General features: G+C 66.8%; 17 protein-coding genes. 7 read left to right on the top strand and 10 right to left on the bottom strand.

Annotated features, from left to right (window positions below; all coding sequences use genetic code 11):
• Nucleotides 1–34 precede the first annotated feature (34 nt).
• From IB225_RS11110 to IB225_RS11100, 3 genes are all read left to right on the top strand, one after another.
• Nucleotides 35–838, top strand: a complete 804-nt coding sequence (locus IB225_RS11110; RefSeq protein ID WP_192311307.1) for a prolyl oligopeptidase family serine peptidase — start codon at nt 35–37, stop codon at nt 836–838.
• Between the two features lie 3 nt (nt 839–841).
• A complete protein-coding gene (locus IB225_RS11105) occupies nt 842–1120 on the top strand; it encodes a hypothetical protein (RefSeq protein ID WP_192311306.1) in 279 nt (92 codons plus the stop codon).
• 147 nt (nt 1121–1267) lie between these two features.
• Complete coding sequence (locus IB225_RS11100; protein ID WP_192311305.1) at nt 1268–2827, top strand: GGDEF domain-containing protein; 1560 nt, start codon at nt 1268–1270, stop codon at nt 2825–2827.
• Nucleotides 2828–2866: 39 nt separating this feature from the next.
• On the opposite strand, the gene IB225_RS11095 is transcribed toward IB225_RS11100, so the two are convergent.
• The 3 genes from IB225_RS11095 to IB225_RS11085 all read right to left on the bottom strand — a co-directional run bounded on the left by IB225_RS11095 (nt 2867) and on the right by IB225_RS11085 (nt 4924).
• Nucleotides 2867–3811: an aspartate carbamoyltransferase catalytic subunit gene (locus IB225_RS11095; RefSeq protein ID WP_192311304.1), complete on the bottom strand. Its 945-nt coding sequence runs from the start codon at nt 3809–3811 to the stop codon at nt 2867–2869.
• A gap of 20 nt (nt 3812–3831) precedes the next feature.
• Nucleotides 3832–4281 (bottom strand): Holliday junction resolvase RuvX, encoded by a 450-nt coding sequence (gene ruvX / locus IB225_RS11090; RefSeq protein WP_192311303.1) that lies wholly within the window; start codon nt 4279–4281, stop codon nt 3832–3834.
• 76 nt (nt 4282–4357) lie between these two features.
• Nucleotides 4358–4924 (bottom strand): YqgE/AlgH family protein, encoded by a 567-nt coding sequence (locus IB225_RS11085; protein ID WP_192311302.1) that lies wholly within the window; start codon nt 4922–4924, stop codon nt 4358–4360.
• A 102-nt stretch (nt 4925–5026) separates the two neighbouring features.
• Between IB225_RS11085 and IB225_RS11080 the strand changes: the two genes are divergently transcribed.
• Together IB225_RS11080 and IB225_RS11075 are read left to right on the top strand one after the other, a co-directional pair.
• Nucleotides 5027–5572 carry a DNA-3-methyladenine glycosylase I gene (locus IB225_RS11080; RefSeq protein WP_192311301.1) on the top strand — a complete coding sequence of 182 codons (546 nt, stop codon included), beginning with the start codon at nt 5027–5029 and terminating at the stop codon, nt 5570–5572.
• 90 nt (nt 5573–5662) lie between these two features.
• Complete coding sequence (locus tag IB225_RS11075) at nt 5663–7177, top strand: acetyl-CoA hydrolase/transferase family protein (protein ID WP_192311300.1); 1515 nt, start codon at nt 5663–5665, stop codon at nt 7175–7177.
• A 99-nt stretch (nt 7178–7276) separates the two neighbouring features.
• On the opposite strand, the gene IB225_RS11070 is transcribed toward IB225_RS11075, so the two are convergent.
• Together IB225_RS11070 and IB225_RS11065 are read right to left on the bottom strand one after the other, a co-directional pair.
• Nucleotides 7277–7744 (bottom strand): hypothetical protein, encoded by a 468-nt coding sequence (locus IB225_RS11070; protein WP_192311299.1) that lies wholly within the window; start codon nt 7742–7744, stop codon nt 7277–7279.
• A gap of 18 nt (nt 7745–7762) precedes the next feature.
• Nucleotides 7763–8599, bottom strand: coding sequence for an endo alpha-1,4 polygalactosaminidase (locus tag IB225_RS11065; protein WP_192311298.1), 837 nt, complete (start codon nt 8597–8599; stop codon nt 7763–7765).
• Nucleotides 8600–8826: 227 nt separating this feature from the next.
• Here IB225_RS11065 and IB225_RS11060 point away from each other — a divergent pair, with 227 nt between their 5' ends.
• Nucleotides 8827–9582: an AAA family ATPase gene (locus IB225_RS11060; protein WP_225583696.1), complete on the top strand. Its 756-nt coding sequence runs from the start codon at nt 8827–8829 to the stop codon at nt 9580–9582.
• A 100-nt stretch (nt 9583–9682) separates the two neighbouring features.
• On the opposite strand, the gene IB225_RS11055 is transcribed toward IB225_RS11060, so the two are convergent.
• The 5 genes from IB225_RS11055 to IB225_RS11035 all read right to left on the bottom strand — a co-directional run bounded on the left by IB225_RS11055 (nt 9683) and on the right by IB225_RS11035 (nt 13758).
• A complete protein-coding gene (locus IB225_RS11055) occupies nt 9683–9904 on the bottom strand; it encodes a hypothetical protein (RefSeq protein ID WP_192311297.1) in 222 nt (73 codons plus the stop codon).
• Nucleotides 9905–10034: 130 nt separating this feature from the next.
• Nucleotides 10035–10979 carry a DUF6622 family protein gene (locus IB225_RS11050; RefSeq protein ID WP_192311296.1) on the bottom strand — a complete coding sequence of 315 codons (945 nt, stop codon included), beginning with the start codon at nt 10977–10979 and terminating at the stop codon, nt 10035–10037.
• Nucleotides 10980–11069: 90 nt separating this feature from the next.
• A complete protein-coding gene (locus IB225_RS11045; protein WP_192311295.1) occupies nt 11070–11372 on the bottom strand; it encodes a hypothetical protein in 303 nt (100 codons plus the stop codon).
• 151 nt (nt 11373–11523) lie between these two features.
• Nucleotides 11524–12654 (bottom strand): PilT/PilU family type 4a pilus ATPase, encoded by a 1131-nt coding sequence (locus IB225_RS11040; protein WP_192311294.1) that lies wholly within the window; start codon nt 12652–12654, stop codon nt 11524–11526.
• Between the two features lie 66 nt (nt 12655–12720).
• On the bottom strand, nt 12721–13758 hold the full coding sequence (locus IB225_RS11035) for a type IV pilus twitching motility protein PilT (protein ID WP_192311293.1): 1038 nt from the start codon (nt 13756–13758) through the stop codon (nt 12721–12723).
• 93 nt (nt 13759–13851) lie between these two features.
• On the opposite strand from IB225_RS11035, the gene IB225_RS11030 reads away from it, so the two are divergent.
• Complete coding sequence (locus IB225_RS11030; RefSeq protein ID WP_192311292.1) at nt 13852–14529, top strand: YggS family pyridoxal phosphate-dependent enzyme; 678 nt, start codon at nt 13852–13854, stop codon at nt 14527–14529.
• Nucleotide 14530 lies beyond the last annotated feature (1 nt).

Below are 14530 nucleotides of genomic sequence, written 5' to 3'. Positions count from 1 at the left end.
TGCTGCCGCCCGTTACCTTCGGACCGCGACCACCATGCGCTCTCTCGCCACCGCCTGCCTGGGCCTGCTGCTGATCCTGATGACCGCCTGCACCACGACATCCCCCATGAATCCGACCGGCGAGTTCGTCGCGCGCGAGGTCGCCGTCGATGGCAAGACGTACCGCTACCAGGTGTTCGTCCCCGCGGCCCGCTTCCGCAGCGGCAAGCCGCCGGTCGTGCTGTTCCTCAACGGCTCGGGCGAACGCGGCAGCGATGGCGTGAAGCAGACGATGGCGGGCCTGGGACCTTACCTGCGCCAGCACGCCGACACGTTCCCGGCCGTGGTGGTGTTTCCGCAGGCACCGGACGACACGGAATGGACCGAAGTCGCCGGTCCCATCGCCTTCGCCACGCTCGATGCGGCGATGAAGGAATTCAACGGCGACCCGGACCGCGTCTCGCTGACCGGCATGTCGATGGGCGGCTACGGCACCTGGGAACTGGCGATGCAGCAGCCCACGCGCTTCGCCGCGCTGGTGCCGGTCTGCGGCGGCATCACCGTCGACTGGACCGATGCGCGGCCCGGCCTGCGTGCGCACAGCGTCGGCAATGCGGCCGATCCGTTCGCCGCCGCGGCGCAGCGCCTGAAGGACATTCCGGTGTGGATCTTCCACGGCGGGCAGGACAACGTGGTGCCGCCGTCGCAGTCGCGGCGCATGGAGGCTGCGCTGAAGGCCGCCGGCGCGCGCGACGCGCGCTACACCGAGTTCCCCGACGCCAACCACAACAGCTGGGACGCGACCTATGCCTACGCCCCGATGTGGGCCTGGCTGTTCGAACAGCGACGTGGGCGCTGAGCCGTGGCCGAACTCGTTCCCGACTACTTCACCGCCGGCTGGCGCGAGCGCGACCTGACCTGCCCCTGCGACTGGCACGGCAACAGCCGGGCGATGGCGATGGAGCTGCACGACGCCGTCACCGACTACGCCTGCCCCCAGTGCGGCAACCTGCTGCTGATCGTCTCGCATCCGAGCCTGGACCAGGTCCGCGCCGCGGCCGACGCCGGCAACGACGAAGCCGCCGCCCAGCTGGCCATCATCGAGGAAGCCCAGGCCCGCTTTCCCCGGGACGCCGGCTGAGCCTGCCCCGGGGCGCCCTGCGTCACGCTTCCGCCGCCCCGCAGCCACGGGCGAACACGCTCCCCTCAATCCGCGCCTCACGCGGCCGATAACCCGGCATCCCCTGGTGGCTGACGGGCATCCGCCCAGGCCGTGAGAGCGACACGAATGGCTGACGTGGCCGACGACAATTCCGGTAGTTCCGGCGGTTTCCGCCGCCTGTGGTCGCGCCGTCGCGAGACGGCGGCACCGGCGTCGCGCGAGCTCGCCACGACGGCGACTACCGGCGCGCGTCCGGCGATCAGCAGCGCGCAACTGCAGGCGCTGTTCGCGCACGCGGAAGAACCCGGCGCCCTGCTGTCCGCCTTCGCCGACGGCGTCGCCGGCCTGCCCGGCGAACTGCACGGCATGGGCGAGCGCCTGCAGTCCGCGCATGCCGACAGCGACTGGCCGCGCTATGGCCGCGCGATGCGCCAGCTCGTCGACAAGTACATCCGCACCGTCCAGGACGAGCCGCTGTCCGGCGAGGCCGAACAACTGCGCGACCTGCTGCACCACCTGCTGGTGGGTGGCATGGAACACCTGCTGCGTGAAGATGCCGCGTTGCTGCCGCAGGCGCATGCGCTCGCCGACCGTGTCCGCCAATGGCAACCCGCACAGCCGCTGGTCGAGCTGGGCAGCGACCTGAAGGAACTGTGCCAGCAGGTCGGCCTGCGCACGCACGAAGTGAACGACGCGCAGGAACTGATGCGCAGCCTGTTCGACCTGCTGCTGGAAAACGTCGGCGAACTGATCGAGGACGGCAGCTGGTTGCAGGACCAGATCGGCGCCGTGCGCCAGCTGCTCGCGGGCCCACTCGATCGCACCGCGCTGGAGCAGACCCGCGCCGGGCTGCGCGAAGTCATCTACAAGCAGGGCCTGCTGAAGCAGGGACTGGCCGAGTCGAAGGCCTCGATGAAGGAGATGATGGTGACCTTCGTCGAGCGGCTGGACGGCATGGCCAGCAGCACCGGCGAGTACCACGACCGCATCAGCTTCCATGCGCAGGCCGTGCGCGACAGCCGCAGCATCGCCGAGCTGGGCAAGCGGATGGAAGACATCCTGGAAGACACCGCGCAGGTGCAGGCGCAGGCGCTACGTGCGCGCGACAGCCTGCTGGAAGCACGCCGCGAGGTGGAGGAAGCCGAGCGCCGCGTGATGAATCTGGAGCAGGAGCTGCAGTCGGTCTCCGAGCTGGTGCGCGTGGACCAGCTGACCGAAGCACTGAACCGGCGCGGCTTCGACGAACTGTTCAAACGCGAATCGGTGCGTGCGCTGCGCAGCGGCCAGACCCTGAGCCTGGCGCTGCTGGACCTCGACGACTTCCGCCACATCAACGCCGCGCACGGCCACCTGGGTGGCGACGCCGCGCTGTGCCATGTGGTGACGCTGGCACGCGCCACGTTGCGCGCCAGCGACGCCGTGGCGCGCTTCGGTGGCGAAGAATTCGTGCTGCTGCTGCCGGAAACCAGTTTCCTGGAAGCGATGGGCACGCTGGAACGCCTGCGCGACCGTCTGGCGCACAAGCCGCTGGTCTACGAAGGACGCGGCATCCTGGTGACCTTCAGCGCCGGCGTGGCGCGCTGGCTGCCGGGCGAATCGCAGGACGAACTGCTCGCCCGCGCCGACCGTGCCATGTACCAGGCCAAGCAGGCCGGCAAGAACCGCGTGGTCGCCGCGCCGGACTGACGCACGGCGCAGCGTTCGCCTGCGGCGCGCGTTCGCGCCTCAGCCCAGCAGCATCTCCAGCACCGCCATGCGGATGGCGACACCGTTGCTGACTTGGCGCAGCACCAGCGACTGCGGACCGTCCGCGACTTCGTCGGTGATCTCCACGCCGCGGTTGATCGGGCCGGGATGCAGCACCACCGCATCCTTCGCCGCGCGCGTCAGTCGCGTCGTGGTCAGGCCGTAATCGCGGTGGTAGTCCTCCAGCGAGGACACCAGGCCTTCTTCCATGCGCTCGCGCTGCAGGCGCAGCATCATCACCACGTCCACGCCGTCGAGCATCGCGTCGAAGTCCTGCCCGGTCACGCAGCCGGCCAGCGTGCCGTCGTCGGGCAGCAGCGACTGCGGTCCGCATACGCGGATCTCGCCCGCGCCCAGCGTGCGCAGCGCATGCAGGTCCGAGCGCGCCACGCGCGAATGGTTCACGTCGCCGACCATCAGGATCTTCAGGCGCGAGAAGTCCGCGCCCTTGGCCTGGCGGATCGTCAGCACGTCCAGCAGGCCCTGGGTGGGATGCGCGCTGCGGCCGTCGCCAGCATTGACCAGCGCCGTGCCCTCGCCCGCCTCGGCCGCCAGCGCGGCGACCGCGCCGTCCTCGGCATGGCGGACGATGAAGCCACGCACGCCCATCGCCTCGAGGTTGCGCAGCGTGTCGCGCGCGGTTTCACCCTTGCGGGTCGACGAGGTGGAGGCATCGAAGTTCAGCACGTCCGCGCCCAGCCGCTGCGCCGCGATATGGAACGAGCTGCGCGTGCGCGTGGACGGTTCGAAGAACAGCGTGCAGATGGTGGTGCCGTCCAGCACCTGGCGGCGCGGCGTGCGGCCGAGCGCGGCATCGCGGATCTGGCCCGCGCGGTCGATCAGGCGGCACAGGGTCTCGCGGGGCAGACCATCGAGGGTGAGCAGGTGGCGCAGGCGTCCGTCGGAATCGAGTTGAGGCGTCATGGGGCGTAGTCGGGAGGGAATCAGGTCAGCTGGGTCGCGTCCTGGGGCGCGGCCAGCCAGCGTTCGATGATGACGGCCGCGGCCACTGCATCGAGGGCAGCGGCATCACGGCGGCGCTTGCGCCCTTCGGCGCGGTCCAGGGCGAAACGTTGCGAGGCTTCGACGGAACTGGTGCGTTCGTCCACCAGCACCACCGGCAACTGGTAGCGCGTGCGCAGCTCGCGGGCGAAGGCGTGGGCGCGCTTGCGGATGGGCTGGTCGCCGCCGTCCAGCGTCATCGGATCACCGACCACCAGGCCATCGGGCTTCCACTCGGCGTGCAACTTGTCGATCGCCGGCCAGTCCGGTCCATGGCCATGCACGTCGATCACCGCCAGCGCGCGTGCGCCGGTGCCGAAGGCGCTGCCCACCGCCACGCCGATGCGGCGGGCGCCCACGTCGAACCCCAGTACGGTGCCGTCCAGCTTCATGCCCAGTGCCTCCGTTCGCTACGGTCTGCGCCATCCTGCAACAGCGCCGGTGGAGACGACGTCGGCATGCGCGGACTCATGCGTGGCCGCTGTAGTCCGTCAGCCGGGTCATGTCCACGCCGATCCGCTGGCCGGCCGTCTGCCAGCGCTGCTCCAGCGGCACGGCGAACAGCAGTTCGGCGTCGGCCGGCGCGGTCAGCCAGCTGTTCTCGCCCAGTTCGTATTCCAGTTGGCCCGCGCCCCAGCCGGCGCAGCCCAGCGCCACCACCGCATGGTCCGGGCCTTCGCCCACGGCCATCGCTTCGAGGATGTCGCGCGAGGTGGTCAGGTACAGGCCGTCGGCCACTTCCAGCGTGGATTCCCAGGCACGCGCACTGTCGTGCAGCACGAAGCCGCGCTCCGGATGTACCGGGCCACCAGCCAGCACGATCTGGCCGTCCAGCCGCGGATCGTGCGATGCCAGGTTCATCTGCCGCAGCACCTCGCCCAGCGTGTATTCCGACGGACGATTGACGACCACGCCCATGGCGCCTTCGTCATCGTGCTGGCAGATCAGGGTGACGGCGCGCGCGAAATTCGGGTCGGACAACGCCGGCGAGGCGATCAGCAACTGGTTGGCCAGGGGCGTGGACGTCTCTTGCATGGCGACCATTCTAGCCCGGTGCCGACCGCACCGCGCCCGTGCGGTCGGATCCTGTCCGCAACCCGGCCTAGAATCAGCCACGTCCCCACTCCTGATGGTCCCATGTCCGGCTACTGCGACATCGCCCCCGGCCACCCGCTGCACGGCCCCTACCACGACCGCGAGTACGGCTTTCCGCAGCGCGAGGAATCCATCCTGTTCGAACGCCTGCTGCTGGAAATCAACCAGGCCGGCCTGAGCTGGGAAACCATGCTGAGGAAGCGCGAGGGCTTCCGCGCCGCCTACAGCGGCTTCAACGTCGACAAGGTCGCCCGCTATGGCGACAAGGACCGCGCCCGCCTGATGGCCGACCCCGGCATCATCCGCAACCGGCTGAAGGTGGAGGCGGCGATCCACAACGCCCAGGTCATCCAGCAACTGCGCAAGAGCCACGGCAGCTTCGCAGCATGGCTCGATGCGCATCACCCGCTGTCGAAGGCCGAGTGGATCAAGCTGTTCAAGAAGACCTTCCGCTTCACCGGCGGCGAGATCACCAACGAATTCCTGATGAGCCTGGGCTACCTGCCGGGCGCGCATCGCGAGGATTGCCCCGCCTTCAAGCGTGCCGCGAAGCAGCGCCCACCGTGGCTGGCCGCCGCGGGGCATTGATCCGGCGCAACACGCGCGTGCCACGATGGTCGTATCCTGACCGCCACGGCCGCCGACGATAATGGCGGTTTCGCGAGCACCGCTTCCGCCATGACCGAAGACCGTATCCGCCACGCCGGCCTGCGTGGCCGCGTGATCAGCGCCGAGCACGCCGCCAGCCTCATCCAGCCCGGCGAAACCGTCGCCATGAGCGGCTTCACCGGCTCGGGCTATCCCAAGGCCGTGCCGCTCGCGCTGGCCAGGCGCATCGAACAGGCCCACGCCGCCGGCCAGCCGTTCCAGATCAAGCTGATGACCGGCGCCTCCACCGCGCCGGAACTCGATGGCGCGCTGGCCAAGGCCGATGCGATCGCCCTGCGCATGCCGTTCCAGAGCGATCCGGACGCACGCAAGCGCATCAACGACGGCACGCTGGACTACATCGACATCCACCTGAGCCACGTGGCCCAGCACGTGTGGTTCGGCTTCTACGGCCCCATCGACACCGCCGTGATCGAAGTGTCGGCGATCCGCGAGGACGGCACGCTGGTGCCGTCCACCTCGGTCGGCAACAACAAGACCTGGCTGGACCTGGCGAAGAAGGTCATCGTCGAGGTCAACGACTGGCAGCCCGCCGATGTCGAAGGCATGCACGACATCTACTACGGCACCGCGCTGCCCCCGCACCGCAAGCCGATCCCGCTGGAACACGTGTCCGACCGCATCGGCGACACCGCGCTGCACTGCGACCCGGCCAAGATCGTCGCCGTCGTGCGCACGAACGGCCCCGACCGCAACAGCCCGTTCACCCCGATCGATGAAACCAGCGAACGCATCGCCGGGCACCTGATCGACTTCCTCAAGCACGAAGTCGCGCAGGGCCGCCTGCCGGCCAATCTGCTGCCGCTGCAGTCCGGCGTGGGCAACATTCCCAACGCCGTGCTGGCGGGGCTGGCGAAGAGCGGCTTCCGCGGCCTCACCGCGTTCACCGAGGTCATCCAGGACGGCATGCTCGACCTGTTGCGCGAAGGCGTGCTGGACGTCGCCTCATGCACCGGCTTCGCGCTCAGTCCGGAGGCGAACGAGGCGTTCAAGCGCGACATCGCCTTCTACCGCGAGCGCATCATCATGCGCACGCAGGAAATGTCGAACCATCCGGAACTGGTGCGCCGTCTGGGCTGCATCGGCATGAACGGGATGATCGAGGCCGACCTCTACGGCAACGTCAATTCCACCCACGTGATGGGCAGCCGCATCCAGAACGGCATCGGCGGCTCCGGCGACTTCGCCCGCAACGGTTTCATGTCGGTGTTCCTGAGCCCCAGCACCGCCAAGGGCGGCAGCATCTCGGCGCTGGTGCCGATGGTCAGCCACGTGGACCACACCGAGCACGACGTGTCAGTGATCGTCACCGAACAAGGCCTGGCCGACCTGCGCGGCCTCACACCCAAGCAGCGCGCCCGCCTGCTGATCGCGAACTGCGCGCATCCGGAGTACCGCGACGCGCTGCAGGACTACTTCGACCGCGCCCTGCACCACAGCTACGGCAAGCACACCCCGCACCTCCTGCCCGAAGCGCTGTCGTGGCACCAGCGCTGGCTCGATACCGGCACGATGAAGGGATAAGCCGCTTTCGTAGGATGGGTGGAGCGGAGCGATACCCATCATCGCGATGTGTCAGGCACCTTGATGATGGGTATCGCTTCGCTCCACCCATCCTACGTCCTAGCTCTCGCAACGCTCGGCCAGATCCAGGCCGTCCCGATGCTTCAACACGAAGGATTCGAATCCTGTCGGCTCCGACGGCATCCCGGAACGTGCCGGAGTCGACTGCATCGGCACAAGCGCGTCGGACAGCACGCCGACCTTGGCGGCCAGTCCCGGCGCGCGCGTGTCGAACCCTGCGAACTCCATCACCACCAGTGCCTGCTCACTGTTCATCAGCGAAACCAGCGGTACGCCGTTGCAGGAGAACAGGAGCGCGTGGGATGCCTCGTCTCCCGCTTCCAGTTCAACGCCTGCCCCCACGCCCGATCGCGCGATCCCTAAGGCGAGTGATCGGATGGCGCGGAACTCGGCCGCCGGGACCGGCCGGTAGACCTGCTGCCTTGCCGGCAGCGACGTCGGGTACATGACCCACGTCAGCGCCCCGGCCAGCACCACGAGGCCGAATGCAATGACGATCGCCTTCATGTGATGGGCCATGCGGGCTCAGCAGCTCCGATAGACATAGGTACCCTTCCGCGACGGCGGGCTCACGCCACGGTCGCGGTAGACCACGGAGATCCGGTCGCCCCGTGCCTTGCAGGCGGTGTTGAAGAACGATTCCGCCGCTACCGGCTTTCCATGGGAATCGCGATCGACGTCGCTGTATTCGATCTCGTACACCTGCTGGCCGTACGCGGCGGTGTACGCCTCGCATTCCGACCACACTTGGCAGCCTTCGACGACGGCGAAGTCGAACCCGATGTCGGTGGCGCCCTGCGATGCGTATTCGGAAGCGTTCTTCTGCGCGATGGCCAGTCCGCTTGCATGCGCGCGCGTCACCAGCAGGCGGGCGAAGGCGAGGTTGTCCGACGGTTCCAGCTGTTGTGCGGAGCGCGTCCACGAATCCAGGTTGTCCGGCTCCATCGCATCGAAGCCCTCCTGCGCGCACCGGTCGATCCACTCGCCGACGACCGCCAGCAACGCGTCGCGCTTCGCCGCGATGGAGGTATCGAACAGCAGTTCGTCGGGCCAGTGGGGATCGATGACGTAACGCCCACCCTTGCGCAGCAGCAGGTCGGGATGGTGCGTCTTCCACCACGCCGCCTCGCCCGGCTGCGTCTGGAACGCGTTGACGTAGCAGACGTTGTAGATGCCCGGCACCGGCGTCGCCAGCCGGTCGCGCACCACGATCGCCACATCGGCCTCGGGCTCATAGGCCCCGCCCAGCTGGTAGTCGAACTTCCCGTTCGCCGGCGGCGGCGTCACCGCGAACGCGGTGGTGGCCACCAGCATGGCGGCGAAGCAGAACAGGCGCGCAAGGGTGCGGCGGGAGAGCGTCATGTCGTCACCGGATCGTTGGAGCGGGAAGCACAGGGCGTCATTCGATCACCATCCGTCGCAGGAACGCCCACGGGTCGGAGCGGACAACGTGCCCCTGGACATCGAACACCCTGCACCACCTGGACGGATGCAGGTCGCAGGCCGACTGCAACCTATCACGCCCCGTCGCACCAGCGGCGACGGGGGGCGGCTAGCATGGCCTCGTCCCCACCCGAGACGACACGTCCATGCGCGCACTGGAAGCCGAGCACTACGTCTTGGACGTCAAGCTGAAGCGCGACAAGGTTCCGTCCTTCGACACGTACCCGTTCTCCCTCCCGGTCGTCCGCCACCTGGAGACGCTGGAACTGCACCCCAAGGTCACCTTCATCGTCGGCGAGAACGGGAGCGGCAAGTCGACATTGCTGGAAGCCATCGCCACGGCCTGGGGCTTCAATCCCGAAGGCGGCACGAAGAACTTCAACTTCAACACGCGCGCCTCGCACTCCGCGATGCACGAGTACCTGCTGTTAGTGAAAAGTACGAAACGGGCCAAGGATGGGTTCTTCCTGCGCGCCGAGAGTTTCTTCAATGTGGCCACGGAGATCGAACGACTGGATAGCGACAGCCATTACGGCGCAAGGATCATCGACTCCTACGGGGGGACGTCACTGCACCAGCAGTCGCACGGCGAGTCGTTCTTCGCCCTGATGCTCAATCGATTCGGCGGCAAGGGCTTCTACGTGCTGGACGAACCCGAGGCCGCGCTGTCGCCGAACCGCCAGCTGGCGATGCTCTCGCGCCTGCACGACCTGGTGCATGACCGCTCGCAGTTCGTCATCGCCACCCACTCGCCGATCCTGATGGCCTATCCGGACGCCTGGATCTACCAGATCGGCGACGGCGGCCTGGAGCGCATCGCCTACGAGCAGACCGAGCACTATCGGGTGACCCGGGACTTCCTGGGGGACCCGAAGCGTCGTCTCGCCGATCTGCTGGGCTGACGTCGCAGTTCGTAGGAGGGGAGGAGCCGGAGGCGGCTTTCAACGGCGAAGCCGGTCTAGCCATCGGCGCCATCTCGCCGGCATCCAAAAAGTCGGGCGATCACTCCCACGGACCATCGACAATCTTTCCGCGCCATATCCCTTCGCTTCCGGGGCTCATCACCACAACGGTCGCGAAGAGATCACCATCACTCACGGGGATCGACAAGCCTTCCACGAGAACGAGCCCTGCTTCGGCGAGATCCTGCGTCGTTCCCACAAGATTGAGCCGCAGGTGACCATCAGGATCAACGTTGTTGAAGTCCGCGAATATCCTATCCATATCGTCTCAAGCCTCTTTCTCTCTTACGGCCGGATCCTGCTGACCGCAATTGAGTGCAGTGTCCTCCATCGATGGGTAGACCGGCTTTGCCGTTGAAAGCCGCTTCGCTCCACCCATCCTACGCGTCCCCTCACGCGCTGCGTTCCACCAAACGCACCGGCTTCATCACCGACAGCACGCGCAGGGCGCGGGCCATGAACAGGCCACTGAAGAGACCGTAGGTGCCAGCGACCACGGCCACGGCGGTCGTCGCGTCGAACATGCCGGGCTTGATGGCATGCATCACGGCCACCGCGTACTTGACGAAGAAGATGCCCATCATCAGCGCCAGCGGCACCCAGCTGCCGGGGACGGTGAACTGCTTCGCGTCGGCATCGTAGGACACGCCCTGCAGCGGCGCCCGGACCAGACCCAAAGCCACCACGGCACCCCAGGCACAGGCCCACGCCGCGAGGGCCGTCACGTGGGCATCGAACGTCGACCACACCGAGTACAGCGACCAGCCCATCATCACCACCGGCAGCACGATCAGCCGCTGGCGTGAGACCTGCCGCGCCTTGCTCTGCAGGTAACCCAGGTAGACCAGCCCGAAGAACAGGCCGAAGACCCAGAGGGGGGTGTGGGTGAGGATCTGCATCATGGGGCGGTTTCCTGGCATCCCGACGCCGTGTCGGTTCACAGCTATCTTCGGATCCGCCCGCCCCGCCGTGAGGTGCCGGAAGTCAACACTTTCAGGTGCCGGAGGTCGTGCCGCGCCATCCGCGGGCACGGCGGCCAGGGTCGTCCCGCCGCCCGCCCCGCTCGAAAAGACCGCGACGAAGAAATTTTCTCCGCCCGCGACCCTTTCTGGTGCAAGCCCAAAGCATTCAGGTGAGATGACAAGGAAAATTGCTTCGACGCCAAAGCACTTTTGTGCGATGACGAAGCGAATCGCTTCGACGTCGATGCACAAAGGTGCCATGACGAAGCAGATTTCTCTGGCGTCGAAGCGATTTTCGGGTGATGCCAAAGAAAACTGGTTCGGCGTCGAACCTTTCTGGTGCGCGAGCGAAGAAAATTTCTCTGCGGGATACACGATCCGCTCCTCGCGCCTCCGCTGACTGCCGGATGTGACACCCCGTCCGAGAGCGCGCAGCGCCCGGACTGCGCGACCGGGGCCCCGGCTTCACTCCCGCAGTGGATCCTGCGGCGCGCCAAGTCCCGGGAGTCGCACGCCCAGCATGGAGGCCAGGCTCATCAGATAAGCCAGCAGATACGGGACTGCGATCAACAGGACCACCCAGACCCATGCCTTCTTTCTCGCGCAGATGACGATCCAGCACACCATGCCGGCGGAGAAGCCGAAGAAGGCGGCGAGCGAGCACACCAGAACCAGTCCTTTCAGCAGGACGTTGTCCGGTAACGGACCGCCAGTGACATTCATGTAGACCAGCGCAGCGAACAGTACGGCGACGGACGTCGTTGCCATCCAAAAGCAAACGGCCAATGGAAAACGGCTCATCCCGGGTCCTTTACGTTCAAGTTGGAGGTCATCCCTGCATCACGCTGGCGAGCGCTTGGCCCGGAAACACATCAGGCAGCCGAAGCTGCCTGACGGAAGGAACAGAAAGACACGCCGGTCAGCGGACTTCGGCAATCTCCACGCCGTCCAGACCCTGCGCCAGCGTGCGGGCGTCGCCGCCCTGGGCCAGCTTGATGCGCAGGCGCACTTCGTTCTGCGAGTCGGCGAAACGCAGCGCGTCCTCGTAGCTGATCTCGCCGGCCTGGTACAGCTCGAACAGGGCCTGGTCGAAGGTCTTCATGCCGAGGTTGGTGGATTCCTTCATCACTTCCTTCAGCTTGTGGATCTCGCCGTCGCGGATGTAGTCCTGCACCAGCGGCGTGCCGAGCAGGATTTCCATCGCCACGCGGCGACCCTTGCCGTCCGGCGTCGGGATCAGCTGCTGCGCCACCACGCCCTTGAGGTTGAGCGACAGGTCCATCAGCAACTGCGTGCGGCGGTCTTCCGGGAAGAAGTTGATGATGCGGTCCATCGCCTGGTTGGCGTTGTTGGCGTGCAGCGTGCACAGCACCAGGTGGCCGGTTTCGGCGAAGGCGATGGCGTGGTCCATGCCTTCGCGCGTGCGCACCTCGCCGATCATGATCACGTCCGGCGCCTGGCGCAGCGTGTTCTTCAGCGCGGCTTCCCAGCTGTCGGTGTCGATGCCGACCTCGCGCTGGGTGATGATGCAGCCCTCGTGCTTGTGCACGAACTCGATCGGGTCTTCGATCGTGATGATGTGGCCGGTGGAATTCTGGTTGCGATAGCCGATCATCGCCGCCAGCGAGGTGGACTTACCGGTACCGGTGGCGCCGACGAACAGGATGATGCCGCGCTTGGTCATCGACAGCGTCTTGATGACCGGCGGCAGGTTCAGCTCTTCGATGGTCGGGATGCGCGTCTCGATGCGACGCAGCACCATGCCCACCTGGTTGCGCTGGTAGAAGCAGCTGACACGGAAGCGACCCACGCCCGCCACGCCGATGGCGAAGTTGCACTCGTGGGTCTTCTCGAACTCCTCGCGCTGCGCCGGCGTCATCACGTTCAGCACCAGGTCGCGCGACTGCTGCGAGGTCAGCGGCGTCTGCGTGATCGGCGAGATCTTGCCGTGCACCTTGATGGACGGCGGCATGCCGGACGTGATGAACAGGTCCGACGCCTTCTGGTGCGCCATCAGCTTGAGGAAAGAGGTGAAGTCGATGGTGCTCATGGCGATGCTCCGTAAGACGGAAGAAGCCGCGGGACGGCGGCCGCCGGTGGCGGCGCCGCGCGGCCGTTACTCGAACAACCGCTTTTCCTTGGCGTATTCCTTGGCCTGCTGGCGCGTGATCAGGCTGCGCTTCACCAGGTCCTGCAGATGCTGGTCCAGGGTCATCATTCCGTAGTTCTGGCCGGTCTGGATGGCCGAGTACATCTGCGCCACCTTGTCCTCGCGGATCAGGTTGCGGATGGCCGGCGTGCCCACCATGATTTCCCAGGCCGCGGTGCGGCCGCCGCCGATCTTCTTCAGCAGCGCCTGCGAGATGACCGCGCGCAGCGATTCGGACAGCATCGAGCGGACCATCGGCTTTTCGCCGGCGGGGAACACGTCGATGATGCGGTCGATGGTCTTGGCCGCCGAGCTGGTGTGCAGGGTGGCGAACACCAGGTGGCCGGTTTCCGCGGCGGTCAGCGCCAGGCGGATGGTTTCCAGGTCGCGCAACTCGCCGACCAGGATGTAGTCGGGGTCTTCACGCAGTGCCGAACGCAGGGCCTCGTTGAAGCCATGCGTGTCGCGGTGCACTTCGCGCTGGTTGATCAGGCACTTCTGCGAGGTGTGCACGAATTCGATCGGATCCTCGACGCTGAGGATGTGGCCGTATTCGTTCTTGTTGATGTGGTCGATCATCGCCGCCAGCGTGGTCGACTTGCCCGAGCCGGTCGGACCGGTCACCAGGATCAGGCCCTGCGGCTGCTGGATCAGCTCGCGGAACAGCGGCGGGCAGCCCAGGTCTTCCAGCGTCAGCACTTCCGACGGAATGGTACGGAACACCGCACCCGCGCCGCGGTTCTGGTTGAACGCGTTGACGCGGAAGCGCGCCAGCGACGGAATCTCGAACGAGAAGTCGACCTCGAGGAATTCTTCGAAGTCGCGGCGCTGCTTGTCCGACATGATGTCGTAGACCAGCGAGTGCACCTGCTTGTGGTCGAGCGCCGGGATGTTGATGCGGCGCACGTCGCCGTCCACGCGGATCATCGGCGGCAGGCCGGCCGAGAGGTGGAGGTCGGATGCTTTGTTCTTTACCGAAAACGCCAAGAGCTCGGCGATATCCATGACGCTGCTTCCCCAAGTTGCTGCGAACTGGAACCTTGATTCCCCGGAGGGCAGTATAGCGCCCTCGCCGTCCCCGCCAATGGTTGGACCAACATGCTCGCCGACACCCTCAGCGAGACCCTGCAACGTCTTGAAAACGCAGCGAAAGCCGCACATCGGCCAACGCCCGCGCTGCTGGCCGTCTCCAAGCTGCAACCGGCCTCTGCCGTGGCCGAACTGGCCCGCGCCGGACAGCGCGCCTTCGGCGAGAACTACGTGCAGGAAGCGCAGGGAAAGATCGGCGAACTGGCGGACATGACGCTGGAATGGCACCTGATCGGCCACCTGCAGTCCAACAAGGCCGACGTTGCCGCGCGCGTGTTCGATTGGGTGCAAACGGTCGACCGTCACAAATTGATCGGCGCCCTGTCACGGAATCGCCCTGCCGACCTGCCGCCGCTGAACGTGCTGATCCAGGTGAACATCGACGACGAGGCCAGCAAGCATGGCTGCGCGCCGGACGAGGTCGACGCGCTGGCCACGGCGATCGCCGCCGAACCGACGCTGCGTTTGCGTGGCCTGATGGCGATCCCCGCACCGCATGCCGACCCGGCGCTGCGGGTGGCCGCCTTCGTCCGCATGCAGGCGCTGTACGCCGCGCTGGCTGCCCGGCACGCGGCCGTGGACACGTTGTCGATGGGCATGAGCGACGACTTCCCGCTGGCCGTCGCGAACGGCGCCACGATGGTCCGCATCGGCACAGCGCTGTTCGGCGCGCGACCGGCAAAGTAGC

The organism is Pseudoxanthomonas sp. PXM02, assembly GCF_014851805.1.
GTDB lineage: Bacteria > Pseudomonadota > Gammaproteobacteria > Xanthomonadales > Xanthomonadaceae > Pseudoxanthomonas_A.
The sequence above is the reverse complement of the archived record's forward strand: the minus strand, read 5'-3'. Positions and strand labels throughout refer to the sequence as shown.

Bases quoted from the DNA above. Each gene is read 5' to 3' on its own strand.
- IB225_RS11110 (WP_192311307.1), top strand. From the start codon at position 35: ATGCGCTCTCTCGCCACCGCCTGCCTGGGCCTGCTGCTGATCCTGATG.
- IB225_RS11100 (WP_192311305.1), top strand. From the start codon at position 1,268: ATGGCTGACGTGGCCGACGACAATTCCGGTAGTTCCGGCGGTTTCCGC.
- IB225_RS11095 (WP_192311304.1), bottom strand. From the start codon at position 3,811: ATGACGCCTCAACTCGATTCCGACGGACGCCTGCGCCACCTGCTCACC.
- ruvX (WP_192311303.1), bottom strand. From the start codon at position 4,281: ATGAAGCTGGACGGCACCGTACTGGGGTTCGACGTGGGCGCCCGCCGC.
- IB225_RS11085 (WP_192311302.1), bottom strand. From the start codon at position 4,924: ATGCAAGAGACGTCCACGCCCCTGGCCAACCAGTTGCTGATCGCCTCG.
- IB225_RS11080 (WP_192311301.1), top strand. From the start codon at position 5,027: ATGTCCGGCTACTGCGACATCGCCCCCGGCCACCCGCTGCACGGCCCC.
- IB225_RS11075 (WP_192311300.1), top strand. From the start codon at position 5,663: ATGACCGAAGACCGTATCCGCCACGCCGGCCTGCGTGGCCGCGTGATC.
- IB225_RS11070 (WP_192311299.1), bottom strand. From the start codon at position 7,744: ATGAAGGCGATCGTCATTGCATTCGGCCTCGTGGTGCTGGCCGGGGCG.
- IB225_RS11065 (WP_192311298.1), bottom strand. From the start codon at position 8,599: ATGACGCTCTCCCGCCGCACCCTTGCGCGCCTGTTCTGCTTCGCCGCC.
- IB225_RS11060 (WP_225583696.1), top strand. From the start codon at position 8,827: ATGCGCGCACTGGAAGCCGAGCACTACGTCTTGGACGTCAAGCTGAAG.
- IB225_RS11055 (WP_192311297.1), bottom strand. From the start codon at position 9,904: ATGGATAGGATATTCGCGGACTTCAACAACGTTGATCCTGATGGTCAC.
- IB225_RS11045 (WP_192311295.1), bottom strand. From the start codon at position 11,372: ATGGCAACGACGTCCGTCGCCGTACTGTTCGCTGCGCTGGTCTACATG.
- IB225_RS11040 (WP_192311294.1), bottom strand. From the start codon at position 12,654: ATGAGCACCATCGACTTCACCTCTTTCCTCAAGCTGATGGCGCACCAG.
- IB225_RS11035 (WP_192311293.1), bottom strand. From the start codon at position 13,758: ATGGATATCGCCGAGCTCTTGGCGTTTTCGGTAAAGAACAAAGCATCC.
- IB225_RS11030 (WP_192311292.1), top strand. From the start codon at position 13,852: ATGCTCGCCGACACCCTCAGCGAGACCCTGCAACGTCTTGAAAACGCA.